Origin of the sequence: Sulfurovum sp., assembly GCF_015493435.1 — a bacterium.
GTDB lineage: Bacteria > Campylobacterota > Campylobacteria > Campylobacterales > Sulfurovaceae > Sulfurovum.
Window position 1 is genome coordinate 1 of sequence record NZ_WGDD01000050.1, and the last position, 9,389, is coordinate 9,389.

The following is a 9,389-nucleotide window of genomic DNA, read 5'->3' on the forward strand; positions in this document are numbered from 1 at the left end:
TCCACTTAGAGTTAACTCCATGAGAGTCAACGGTAAAGTGAAAAGATTTAAAGGTATCGAGGGAAAAAGACCTGACTTGAAAAAGTTCTATGTCAAGCTTCCGGAAGATGCAAAAATCGAAAGCTTAGCGGTATAAGGATAGAAGATGGCAATTAAAACATATAAACCAACCACACCTTCCCGTCGTTATATGACTAACCTTGACAGCGGTGACATCACTGCCAAAGCAAGTGTTAGAGCTCTACTGAAGAATCTTCCAAGATCTGCGGGTAGAAACAGTAACGGTAGAATCACTTCTCGTCACAGAGAAGCAGGTGCAAAAAAACTTTACAGAATCATTGATTTCAAAAGAAACAAATTTGGTGTTGAAGGTACTGTAGCAACGATCGAGTATGACCCGTACAGAAACTGTAGAATCTGTCTTGTCAACTATGTTGACGGTGACAGAAGATACATTCTTCAGCCAAAAGGTCTTAACGTCGGCGATAAGATCATGTCTGCGGAATCCGGTCTTGACATCAAGACAGGAAACACGATGAAGTTGAAGAACATCCCTGTGGGTACCTTGGTACACAACATTGAGCTCAGCCCGGGACACGGCGGTCAGATCGCGCGTTCCGCAGGCGGTTATGCCCAGATCATGGGTAGAGATGGCAAATATGTATCTCTCAGACTTCCTTCCGGTGAGATGAGATACGTTCTTGGTGAATGTCTTGCAACAGTCGGTACTGTGGGGAACGAAGACTTCTCAAACATCGTCATCGGTAAAGCAGGTAGAAGCAGACACCTTGGTATCAGACCACAGACACGTGGTTCTGCAATGAACCCGATCGATCACCCGCACGGTGGTGGTGAAGGTAAGACAAATTCTGGTCGTCATCCGGTATCTCCTTGGGGTATGCCAACGAAGGGTTACAAGACTCGTAAGAAAAAAGCTAGTGATAAGTTAATTATCTCTAAGAGAAAAAAGTAAGGGGCTAAGATATGGCAAGATCGACAAAAAAAGGTCCATTCATCGATGGTCACCTAATGAAAAAAGTATTGGCAGCAAAAGAAGCCGGTGATAAAAAACCAATTAAAACATGGTCAAGAAGATCAGTGATCTTCCCTGAATTCATTGGTTTGACAATTAATGTTCACAACGGAAGACAGTTCATCCCTGTGTTTATTACTGAAAACCATGTAGGTTACAAACTTGGTGAATTTGCACCAACAAGAACATTTAAGGGCCATAAAGGTTCTGTTCAGAAGAAGGTAGGTTAATTATGAGTAGAGCATTATTGAAATTTGTAAGAGTCTCTCCCACTAAAGCAAGACTTATCGCCAGAGAAGTTCAGGGAATGAACGCAGAGCTTGCATTGGCATCGCTCGAATTCATGCCGAACAAAGCAGCGGGTATCATCTCTAAAGTGATCGCATCAGCGGTGGCTAACGGTGATTTTGAACCTGAAGAGGTAGAAATCACATCTTGTAGAGTAGACAAAGCAGCCGTAATGAAAAGATGGAGACCAAGAGCAAGAGGTACTGCATCGAGAATCATTAAACCAACAGCACATATCCTTGTTGAAGTTGGTCCAGCGAAAAAAGATGGGGAGGACGCATAATATGGGTCAAAAAGTCAATCCGATAGGTCTTAGACTAGGGATCAACAGAAACTGGGAGTCAAGATGGTTCCCGGCTAAAGAAAGAACAGCAGACTTCATCGCTGAAGATTACAAGATCAGAAAGTTTCTGAAAAAAGAACTTTTCTATGCGGGTGTATCCAACATCATCATTGAAAGAACAGTGAAGAAACTCAGAATCAACATCATTACTGCACGTCCCGGTATTATCATCGGTAAAAAAGGTGCAGACATTGAAAAGTTGAAAACAACACTTGTCAAAATGCTTGGCAAAGAAGTTGCGATCAACATCAAAGAAGAAAAACGTCCCCAGGCATCTGCCCAGCTTGCAGCCGAGAACGTCGCAACTCAGCTTGAAAGACGTGTTGCTTTCAGACGTGCGATGAAAAAAGTGATCCAGGGTGCCCTGAAATCAGGTGCAAAAGGGATCAAGATTTCTGTATCCGGCAGACTTGGCGGTGCTGAAATGGCAAGAACTGAGTGGTATCTTGAGGGAAGAGTTCCTCTGCATACGCTCAGAGCGAAGATCGACTACGGTTTTGCAGAAGCACAGACAACATACGGGATCATCGGTATCAAAGTATGGATCTTCAAAGGTGAAGTCCTTGCAAAAGGTATTCAGGCTGAACCGCAGGAAGAGAAAAAAGGTGGACGCAGACCATCTAGAAAGAGAGGTGAATAACAATGTTAATGCCTAAAAGAACCAAATGGAGAAAGCAGCAAAAAGGTCGTAACCGCGGTAAATCTTTCAGAGGGAACAAGATTGAATTCGGTGATATTGCGATCAAAGCTATTGAAGGCGGCAGAATTGATTCCCGTCAGATCGAAGCTGCCCGTATTACCATGACAAGAAAGATCAACAGAACAGGTAAAACATGGATCAGGGTTTTCCCTGACAAGCCTTTGACTGCAAAGCCACTCGAAACAAGAATGGGTAAAGGTAAAGGTGCTGTTGACAAATGGGTTATGAATATCAAGCCGGGAAGAATCATTTTTGAAATGGCAGGTGTTGATGAAGAGCTTGCAAGAGAAGCACTCACTCTGGCAATTCACAAAATGCCGTTTAAGTGTAAAATCATCACTGCAAAGGATAGTCATGAATTATATTGATTTGAAAGATAAAAGCGAAGCAGATTTGGTTGCTATGCTTAAAGAGAAAAAACTTGAATTGTTTACATTGAATGCAAAGCAGAAGACGATGCAGCTTACAAACACTTCCGAGTTGAGAGTAGCGAAAAAAGATATCGCTAGAATCCAGACAGCATTGACTGCTGCTAGATCGAAGTAAGGGGTCATTTATGCCAAAAAGACAAATAACAGGTACTGTGATTAAAAAGGCTGGAGACAAAACTGCAACTGTATTGGTTGAGAGAAGAGTACTTCACCCAAGATATCACAAAACAGTAAAAAGATTTAAGAAATATCTTATTCATGACGAGAAGAACGACATCAATGTCGGTGATACAGTGACTGCCATAGAGTGCAGACCGCTTTCAAAGACAAAGAGCTTCAGACTTCTTGAAATCGTGAAGAGAGGAGAAGTGTAATGATCCAGGGATTTACTAGACTGAATGTAGCAGACAATTCTGGTGCAAAAGAGATCATGTGTATCAAGGTTCTTGGCGGATCCAAAAGAAGATACGCATCTGTAGGTGACGTTATTGTCGCATCTGTGAAAAAAGCACTTCCGACAGGTAAAGTAAAAAAAGGTAAAGTTGTTAAAGCAGTTGTTGTCAGAACCAAAAAAGAGATCCAGAGAGAAAACGGATCGCTTATCAGATTTGACGACAATGCCGCGGTAATTATAGATGATAAAAAAGAGCCGATAGGTACACGTATCTTTGGCCCTGTAAGTCGTGAAACAAGATATGCAGGATTCATGAAAATTGTATCCCTTGCACCGGAGGTATGGTAATGGCAACTAAGTTCAAAATCAAAAAAGGTGACCAGGTCATGGTTATCGCTGGTGATGACAAAGGCAAGACGGGAGAGGTTCTTCAGGTTCTTCCTAAAAAAGAAGCAGTAATCGTTGCAGGTTGCAAAATGGCTAAAAAAGCCATTAAACCAAGCGAGCAGAACAAAGAGGGTGGATTTGCAAACGTTGAAATGCCTATTCATATCTCAAATGTAAAAAAAGTAGAGGGCTGATCCTATGAGTAGAATGAAGCAAAAGTACAATGACATCGTACCTGCACTCAAGGAAGAGTGCGGTGTTGAAAATGCGATGCAGACTCCGAAGCTTGAGAAGATCGTGATTTCCGTAGGTGCAGGTGAAGAAGGAAGAGATTCCAAACTTATCGCGAATATGGCAGATACGATCTCCCTTATTGCAGGTCAGAAAGCTGTTATCGTGAATGCAAAAAAATCTGTTGCAGGTTTTAAAGCAAGAGAGGGTGCCCCATCAGGTATCAGAGTAACGCTTAGAGGTGACAATATGTATAACTTCTTTGACAAACTAGTATCCATTGCTCTTCCAAGAGTAAAAGACTTCAGAGGTACACCGAGAAAAGGCTTTGACGGCCGTGGTAACTACAATTTCGGCCTTCAGGAGCAATTGATGTTCCCTGAAGTTGAATTTGACAAGATCATCAAGACTCACGGTATGAACATTACTATTGTCACAAGTACTGAAGATGACAAACAAGCATTCACACTTCTTGAGAAGCTGGGTATGCCTTTTGCTAAAGGGAGAAACTAATGGCTAAGAAATCAATGATCGCAAAGCAGCAGAGAAAAGCAAAATTCTCTACTCAGGCGTATACAAGATGTAACATTTGTGGTAGACCTCACTCAGTTTACAGAGACTTCGGTCTTTGCCGTGTGTGTTTAAGAAAAATGGCCAATGAAGGTCTAATTCCTGGTATGCGTAAAGCAAGCTGGTAAGGAGAAGAAAAAGATGATGACAGATATAATTGCAGACTCTCTTACTCGTATAAGAAATGCTGCGCAGAGAAGACTAGACGTTACAACACTTCTTCACTCAAAGACGATCGAGGCAACCGTGGCTATTTTCGTAGACAAAGGTTACCTTGAGAGTTTTAAAGTGAAAGAAGACGGAAATAAAAAAACAATTAAAGTGGTTCTTAAATATGATGACAATGAAAAAAGCGTTATCAATGAGATAAAAAAGATCTCCAAGCCGGGACGTCGTGTTCACCAGGGCAAAGATGAGATCAGAACATTTAAAAATGGTTACGGTACACTGGTTGTTTCTACAAGCCAGGGTGTACTTGCAAACGATGAAGCGTATAAACGCGGTATCGGCGGCGAAGTAATCTGTAGTATTTGGTAAGGAGACAAGATGTCAAGAATAGGAAAAAGACCAGTAACTGTCCCAGGTGGTATTGATGTATCACTTGACGGTACAACTCTCGTGGCTAAAAAAGGCAATCTTGAAAAAAGACTTGAAACTCACGGAAGAGTGGGGATCAATATCGACGGTCCAGAAGTGACTTTTACAAGAGTAGGTGATGAGAAACAGGATGCAGCATTCTGGGGAACATACAGAGCACTGTTTAACAATATTGTCATCGGACTCGACAAAGGATACAGCAAATCTTTGGAGATCAACGGTGTCGGTTACAGAGCGGCAGTGGAAGGCAAAGTACTTAAGCTGCAGCTTGGTTTCTCTCATGATGTAAACTTCGATATCCCTGAAGGGCTCGAAATCAAAGTTGAGAAGAATATTATTACGGTAAGCGGTACGGACAAGCAGGCTGTCGGCCAGGCTGCTGCTGAGATCAGAGCATACAGACCACCAGAGCCATACAAAGGCAAAGGCGTGAAGTACACGGATGAAGTTATCATCAGAAAAGCTGGTAAAGCAGCTGGTAAGTAAGGAGCGGATAGATGTTAAAAAGTATTCAAAAAAGAAAAAATAAACTTCGCGCTCAGAGAAAATCCAGAGTTCGCGGTAAGGTCTTCGGGACAGCAGAGCTTCCAAGATTGACTGTTTACAAGTCAAATAAACATTTTTATGCACAGGCTATCGATGATAATACAGGTATGACACTCGCATCGGCAGACGGTAGAAAACTGGGCCTTAAGTCCAATAGTGAAGATGTGAAAAAAGTAGCTGCAGAGATGGCTAAAAATCTTGCTTCTAAAAACATAGAGAATGTTGTTTTCGACAGAAATGGTTACCTTTACCACGGTGTTGTTGCGTCATTCGCTGATGCACTTAGAGAAGCCGGAATCAAGTTTTAAGGAAGCATGATGCAAAATAACAATCATAACGAAGAAATCGAAAAAGAATTTGAAGAAGTGATCGTAAATATCGGTCGTGTTACCAAAGTTGTAAAGGGTGGTAGAAGATTCAGATTTACCGCACTTGTTGTCATTGGTGACAAGAAAGGTACAGTAGGATACGGATTTGGTAAAGCCAAAGAAGTGCCTGATGCGATTAAAAAAGCGGTTGATGATGCACACAAAAATCTTGTGAAAGTCAATATCAAAGGTACCACTATCGCTCATGACATTGAGCACAAATTCAACGCAAGTAGAATCGTGCTTAGACCAGCGAGTGAAGGTACAGGTGTTATTGCCGGCGGTGCTGCAAGACCAGTACTTGAACTTGCGGGGATACAGGATGTTCTCAGCAAGTCAATCGGTTCTAACAATCCAAACAACCTGGTAAGAGCAACTATACAGGCGCTTACCAGAATCAAAGCGTAAGGGGTAATTATGGGACTACATAATTTACAACCTGCTCCAGGTTCAACTCGTAACAGAAAAAGAGTTGGGCGCGGTCAGGGTTCAGGAACAGGAAAAACAGCTGGACGCGGTAACAAGGGTCAGAAAGCAAGGTCTGGTTACAGCAGAAAAAGAGGCTTTGAAGGTGGGCAGATGCCACTTTACAAAAGATTGCCTAAAGTTGGTTTTGTCTCTAAAGTAGAGAAGCCATATGTGATCAATGTAGAAAAGATCAAAGTGATAGCAGCGCTTGATGAGATCACACTTGAGAGTATCAAGTCAGTTCACAAACTGCAAAAAACAGTCAAGAGAGTAAAATTGATCGGAGCTTCTGCAAAAGAGCTTGCAGCGAAGATCAAAGATGATGCTGTTACCACAAGCGGAAAATAATTATGAGTAACGCTTTAACTCAAAAAATCCTCATTACATTGGGGTTCCTTTTTGCATACAGAGTTTTAGCCTATATTCCAACTCCAGGTGTTGACCTGGGTGTTATCAAAGAGTTCTTTGACAGCAACTCAAACAACGCTTTGGGGATGGCAAATATGTTCTCTGGCGGAGCCGTCCAACGTTTAAGTATTATCTCTCTGGGTATTATGCCCTATATCACCGCTTCCATCGTTATGGAACTTCTCGCAGCCACTTTCCCCGCACTCGGACAAATGAAAAAAGAACGTGACGGTATGCAAAAATATATGCAGATCATTCGTTATTTCACTATTTTTATTACTGTAGTACAGGCTATTGGTGTTTCAATGGGACTTCAAAGTATGAAAGGGACTGCAGGAGAAAGTGCAGTCATGATCGACCCTATGGCATTTACCGTTTTGGCAACATTTTCGATGCTGACAGGTACGATGCTGCTTATGTGGATCGGTGAGCAGATTACACAAAAAGGTATCGGAAACGGTATTTCCCTGATTATTTTTGCCGGTATTGTCTCCCGGCTTCCCGCAGCGATCTCCAATACAATCAGATCGGTGAATGCGGGAGAAATGAACTTTCTCATGATTCTTGCTATTTTGGCAGTAATTCTTATTACCGTATTTACTATTATTTATGTTGAGCTTGGAGAGAGAAGGGTTCCTATCTCTTACTCAAGAAAAACGATTATGCAGAACCAGACAAAGAGAGTGATGAACTACATTCCTATCAAGGTGAACCTTTCAGGTGTTATTCCTCCGATCTTTGCTTCGGCTGTGTTGATGTTCCCCTTAACTGTTCTTCAGGCAAGTTCAACAAAGTGGGTTACTGCTATCGCAGATCTTTTGGCACCGGGGGGAGTGGTCTTTAATGTTACGACCTTTTTCCTCGTGATCTTTTTTGCATTCTTCTATGCATCGATTGCATTCAATGCGAAAGATATTGCCGACAACCTGAAAAAACAGGGTGGATTCATCCCGGGGGTAAGACCAGGTGAACATACCAAAGAATTTTTGAATGAGGTGGCAAGCAGACTGACAGGGTCAGGTGCGATTTATCTTGCTATTATTTCAACTGTTCCGTTTGCACTCATCTCAGGTATGGGCGCAAGCTTTTATTTCGGTGGAGTTTCTGTACTGATCATTGTCCAGGTTGCACTTGATACAATGAGAAAGATTGAAGCACAAAGAACAATGAATCAATATGATACATTAGGAAATGTGGGTCTATAATGGCTATTGCAATACGAAAACCTGACGAGATCGCCAAGCTTCGAAAAGCGGGCGAGATCGTAGGCCTTACATTAAATTATCTCCAGGATATTATCAAGCCGGGCATGACACTGAAAGAAATAGACACTTTGGGTGAAGCATTTATCCGTGAACACGGTGCGATTCCTTCATTCAAAGGCCTATACGGTTTTACCGGTTCTGTATGTACTTCACTGAATGAGGTATGTATCCATGGCGTGCCGGATGATACGGTCATTCAGGAAGGTGATATTCTTGGGCTTGATATCGGTACGAAACTGGACGGCTATTTCGGCGATGCAGCTATCACGATGGCTGTAGGTGAAGTTTCCATGGAAGATGATGCACTCATTGCCTGCTCAAAAGGTGCACTCTATCATGCGATCGAATCTATTAAACCGGGTATGCGTTTCAAAGAGTTGACCAAGATCCTCGAGGACTATATCACTGAAGCTGGTTTTGTGCCCCTTCGTGATTACTGTGGTCATGGTATTGGTACCAAACCGCATGATGAGCCGAATATCCCTAACTATCTTGAGGGTAAACCCAATCAGGGACCCAAAATCAAGAATGGAATGGTATTCTGTCTGGAACCGATGGTGTGTCAGCAGAGTGGCAATCCTGTACTACTTGAGGATCAATGGTCAGTTATTAGTGAAGATGGTCTGCGTACCAGCCATTATGAACATCAGATAGCGGTAGTTGACAATAAAGCAGTTATACTGACAGAAGCAAAATAATATAGCAATTCATAAAGGAAGAGAATGGCAAAAGATGATGTAATTGAAATTGATGGCAAAGTGGTTGAAGCATTGCCAAATGCAACCTTCAGAGTAGAGTTGGATAATGGGCATATTATTCTTTGCCATATTGCAGGCAAGATGAGAATGCACTATATAAAAATCCTTCCAGGAGACAAGGTAAAGGTGGAACTGACCCCATATAGCCTGGATAAGGGTCGTATTACCTTCAGATACAAATAAATACTGCTCCAATTAGCGATAGGTACAGAAATATCAGGGTTTCTGTACCTCACCGGACAATGAAATATTTTCTCCCCCATGTATGATAAAAGAACCTGCAGCACATCCAATAATATAGAACACACATATTCCTCATAGATATTACTTCAACCATTCTAGTCACTAACGCAATTTCACTTCAATTAATCAGCTAAAACTTTAATAAATTCCAACCAATGAAAAACAAAGTTCAAAGATAGAGCAAAAAGGTCATAAAGATTAATAAAATAATAGATAGAGAGGGGGAGAGCAAGGGATAAAATTCTCTATATAATGTAAGTAAAAGCAAAGATCAGAAAAAAAAACAAGAAATTTCGAATAAATTGCAAAAAACCCTTGACAAGAGAGAAGTTCGGTGCTATAATACGCGTCCAACAACA

Annotated in this window: 20 protein-coding genes; all 20 read left to right on the forward strand. The window is 41.7% G+C overall.

What is annotated here, in order from left to right:
* On the forward strand, nucleotides 1-136 hold a 136-nt coding region (rplW, locus tag F8L24_RS08635; protein WP_294954661.1), incomplete at its 5' end, for a 50S ribosomal protein L23.
* Between the two features lie 9 nt (nucleotides 137-145).
* A complete protein-coding gene (gene rplB, locus F8L24_RS08640; protein ID WP_294954614.1) occupies nucleotides 146-973 on the forward strand; it encodes a 50S ribosomal protein L2 in 828 nt (275 codons plus the stop codon).
* Between the two features lie 11 nt (nucleotides 974-984).
* Nucleotides 985-1,263: a 30S ribosomal protein S19 gene (gene rpsS / locus F8L24_RS08645; RefSeq protein WP_012084100.1), complete on the forward strand. Its 279-nt coding sequence runs from the start codon at nucleotides 985-987 to the stop codon at nucleotides 1,261-1,263.
* 2 nt (nucleotides 1,264-1,265) lie between these two features.
* Nucleotides 1,266-1,604: a 50S ribosomal protein L22 gene (gene rplV, locus F8L24_RS08650; protein WP_012084101.1), complete on the forward strand. Its 339-nt coding sequence runs from the start codon at nucleotides 1,266-1,268 to the stop codon at nucleotides 1,602-1,604.
* Between the two features lies 1 nt (nucleotide 1,605).
* Entirely contained in the window at nucleotides 1,606-2,304 is a 699-nt protein-coding gene (rpsC, locus tag F8L24_RS08655) for a 30S ribosomal protein S3 (protein ID WP_294954621.1), read from the forward strand.
* Between the two features lie 2 nt (nucleotides 2,305-2,306).
* Entirely contained in the window at nucleotides 2,307-2,732 is a 426-nt protein-coding gene (rplP, locus tag F8L24_RS08660; protein ID WP_294954624.1) for a 50S ribosomal protein L16, read from the forward strand.
* On the forward strand, nucleotides 2,719-2,910 hold the full coding sequence (rpmC, locus tag F8L24_RS08665) for a 50S ribosomal protein L29 (RefSeq protein WP_294954626.1): 192 nt from the start codon (nucleotides 2,719-2,721) through the stop codon (nucleotides 2,908-2,910). Before rplP ends, rpmC begins: the two co-directional genes overlap by 14 nt.
* A gap of 10 nt (nucleotides 2,911-2,920) precedes the next feature.
* Complete coding sequence (gene rpsQ, locus F8L24_RS08670; RefSeq protein WP_067332469.1) at nucleotides 2,921-3,169, forward strand: 30S ribosomal protein S17; 249 nt, start codon at nucleotides 2,921-2,923, stop codon at nucleotides 3,167-3,169.
* Nucleotides 3,169-3,537, forward strand: coding sequence for a 50S ribosomal protein L14 (gene rplN, locus F8L24_RS08675; RefSeq protein ID WP_012084107.1), 369 nt, complete (start codon nucleotides 3,169-3,171; stop codon nucleotides 3,535-3,537). Before rpsQ ends, rplN begins: the two co-directional genes overlap by 1 nt.
* Complete coding sequence (gene rplX, locus F8L24_RS08680) at nucleotides 3,537-3,770, forward strand: 50S ribosomal protein L24 (RefSeq protein ID WP_294954633.1); 234 nt, start codon at nucleotides 3,537-3,539, stop codon at nucleotides 3,768-3,770. The genes rplN and rplX overlap by 1 nt, the downstream gene beginning before the upstream one ends.
* Before the next feature lie 4 nt (nucleotides 3,771-3,774).
* Nucleotides 3,775-4,320 (forward strand): 50S ribosomal protein L5, encoded by a 546-nt coding sequence (gene rplE, locus F8L24_RS08685; RefSeq protein ID WP_294954636.1) that lies wholly within the window; start codon nucleotides 3,775-3,777, stop codon nucleotides 4,318-4,320.
* Nucleotides 4,320-4,505 carry a type Z 30S ribosomal protein S14 gene (locus tag F8L24_RS08690; RefSeq protein ID WP_012084111.1) on the forward strand — a complete coding sequence of 62 codons (186 nt, stop codon included), beginning with the start codon at nucleotides 4,320-4,322 and terminating at the stop codon, nucleotides 4,503-4,505. Before rplE ends, F8L24_RS08690 begins: the two co-directional genes overlap by 1 nt.
* Nucleotides 4,506-4,518: 13 nt before the next feature.
* Nucleotides 4,519-4,914, forward strand: coding sequence for a 30S ribosomal protein S8 (gene rpsH, locus F8L24_RS08695; RefSeq protein WP_294954641.1), 396 nt, complete (start codon nucleotides 4,519-4,521; stop codon nucleotides 4,912-4,914).
* Between the two features lie 9 nt (nucleotides 4,915-4,923).
* Entirely contained in the window at nucleotides 4,924-5,460 is a 537-nt protein-coding gene (gene rplF / locus F8L24_RS08700) for a 50S ribosomal protein L6 (RefSeq protein ID WP_294954643.1), read from the forward strand.
* A gap of 11 nt (nucleotides 5,461-5,471) precedes the next feature.
* A complete protein-coding gene (gene rplR / locus F8L24_RS08705) occupies nucleotides 5,472-5,828 on the forward strand; it encodes a 50S ribosomal protein L18 (RefSeq protein WP_294954646.1) in 357 nt (118 codons plus the stop codon).
* A gap of 9 nt (nucleotides 5,829-5,837) precedes the next feature.
* Entirely contained in the window at nucleotides 5,838-6,296 is a 459-nt protein-coding gene (gene rpsE, locus F8L24_RS08710) for a 30S ribosomal protein S5 (protein WP_067332457.1), read from the forward strand.
* 9 nt (nucleotides 6,297-6,305) lie between these two features.
* Complete coding sequence (gene rplO / locus F8L24_RS08715) at nucleotides 6,306-6,704, forward strand: 50S ribosomal protein L15 (protein WP_294954651.1); 399 nt, start codon at nucleotides 6,306-6,308, stop codon at nucleotides 6,702-6,704.
* A 2-nt stretch (nucleotides 6,705-6,706) separates the two neighbouring features.
* The gene (gene secY, locus F8L24_RS08720) at nucleotides 6,707-7,969 is read left to right on the forward strand and encodes a preprotein translocase subunit SecY (RefSeq protein ID WP_294954653.1); all 1,263 of its coding nucleotides are present in this window, start codon (nucleotides 6,707-6,709) and stop codon (nucleotides 7,967-7,969) included.
* Nucleotides 7,969-8,727 (forward strand): type I methionyl aminopeptidase, encoded by a 759-nt coding sequence (map, locus tag F8L24_RS08725; RefSeq protein WP_294954656.1) that lies wholly within the window; start codon nucleotides 7,969-7,971, stop codon nucleotides 8,725-8,727. Before secY ends, map begins: the two co-directional genes overlap by 1 nt.
* A gap of 24 nt (nucleotides 8,728-8,751) precedes the next feature.
* Nucleotides 8,752-8,970, forward strand: a complete 219-nt coding sequence (gene infA, locus F8L24_RS08730; protein WP_041151021.1) for a translation initiation factor IF-1 — start codon at nucleotides 8,752-8,754, stop codon at nucleotides 8,968-8,970.
* The last annotated feature ends 419 nt before the right edge of the window (nucleotides 8,971-9,389 follow it).

Bases quoted from the DNA above. Each gene is read 5' to 3' on its own strand.
- rpsC (WP_294954621.1), top strand. From the start codon at position 1,606: ATGGGTCAAAAAGTCAATCCGATAGGTCTTAGACTAGGGATCAACAGA.
- rpsE (WP_067332457.1), top strand. From the start codon at position 5,838: ATGCAAAATAACAATCATAACGAAGAAATCGAAAAAGAATTTGAAGAA.
- rpsQ (WP_067332469.1), top strand. From the start codon at position 2,921: ATGCCAAAAAGACAAATAACAGGTACTGTGATTAAAAAGGCTGGAGAC.
- rplF (WP_294954643.1), top strand. From the start codon at position 4,924: ATGTCAAGAATAGGAAAAAGACCAGTAACTGTCCCAGGTGGTATTGAT.
- rplV (WP_012084101.1), top strand. From the start codon at position 1,266: ATGAGTAGAGCATTATTGAAATTTGTAAGAGTCTCTCCCACTAAAGCA.
- rplO (WP_294954651.1), top strand. From the start codon at position 6,306: ATGGGACTACATAATTTACAACCTGCTCCAGGTTCAACTCGTAACAGA.
- rplB (WP_294954614.1), top strand. From the start codon at position 146: ATGGCAATTAAAACATATAAACCAACCACACCTTCCCGTCGTTATATG.
- map (WP_294954656.1), top strand. From the start codon at position 7,969: ATGGCTATTGCAATACGAAAACCTGACGAGATCGCCAAGCTTCGAAAA.
- rplP (WP_294954624.1), top strand. From the start codon at position 2,307: ATGTTAATGCCTAAAAGAACCAAATGGAGAAAGCAGCAAAAAGGTCGT.
- rplE (WP_294954636.1), top strand. From the start codon at position 3,775: ATGAGTAGAATGAAGCAAAAGTACAATGACATCGTACCTGCACTCAAG.
- F8L24_RS08690 (WP_012084111.1), top strand. From the start codon at position 4,320: ATGGCTAAGAAATCAATGATCGCAAAGCAGCAGAGAAAAGCAAAATTC.
- rpmC (WP_294954626.1), top strand. From the start codon at position 2,719: ATGAATTATATTGATTTGAAAGATAAAAGCGAAGCAGATTTGGTTGCT.
- secY (WP_294954653.1), top strand. From the start codon at position 6,707: ATGAGTAACGCTTTAACTCAAAAAATCCTCATTACATTGGGGTTCCTT.
- rplR (WP_294954646.1), top strand. From the start codon at position 5,472: ATGTTAAAAAGTATTCAAAAAAGAAAAAATAAACTTCGCGCTCAGAGA.
- infA (WP_041151021.1), top strand. From the start codon at position 8,752: ATGGCAAAAGATGATGTAATTGAAATTGATGGCAAAGTGGTTGAAGCA.
- rpsH (WP_294954641.1), top strand. From the start codon at position 4,519: ATGATGACAGATATAATTGCAGACTCTCTTACTCGTATAAGAAATGCT.
- rplN (WP_012084107.1), top strand. From the start codon at position 3,169: ATGATCCAGGGATTTACTAGACTGAATGTAGCAGACAATTCTGGTGCA.
- rpsS (WP_012084100.1), top strand. From the start codon at position 985: ATGGCAAGATCGACAAAAAAAGGTCCATTCATCGATGGTCACCTAATG.
- rplX (WP_294954633.1), top strand. From the start codon at position 3,537: ATGGCAACTAAGTTCAAAATCAAAAAAGGTGACCAGGTCATGGTTATC.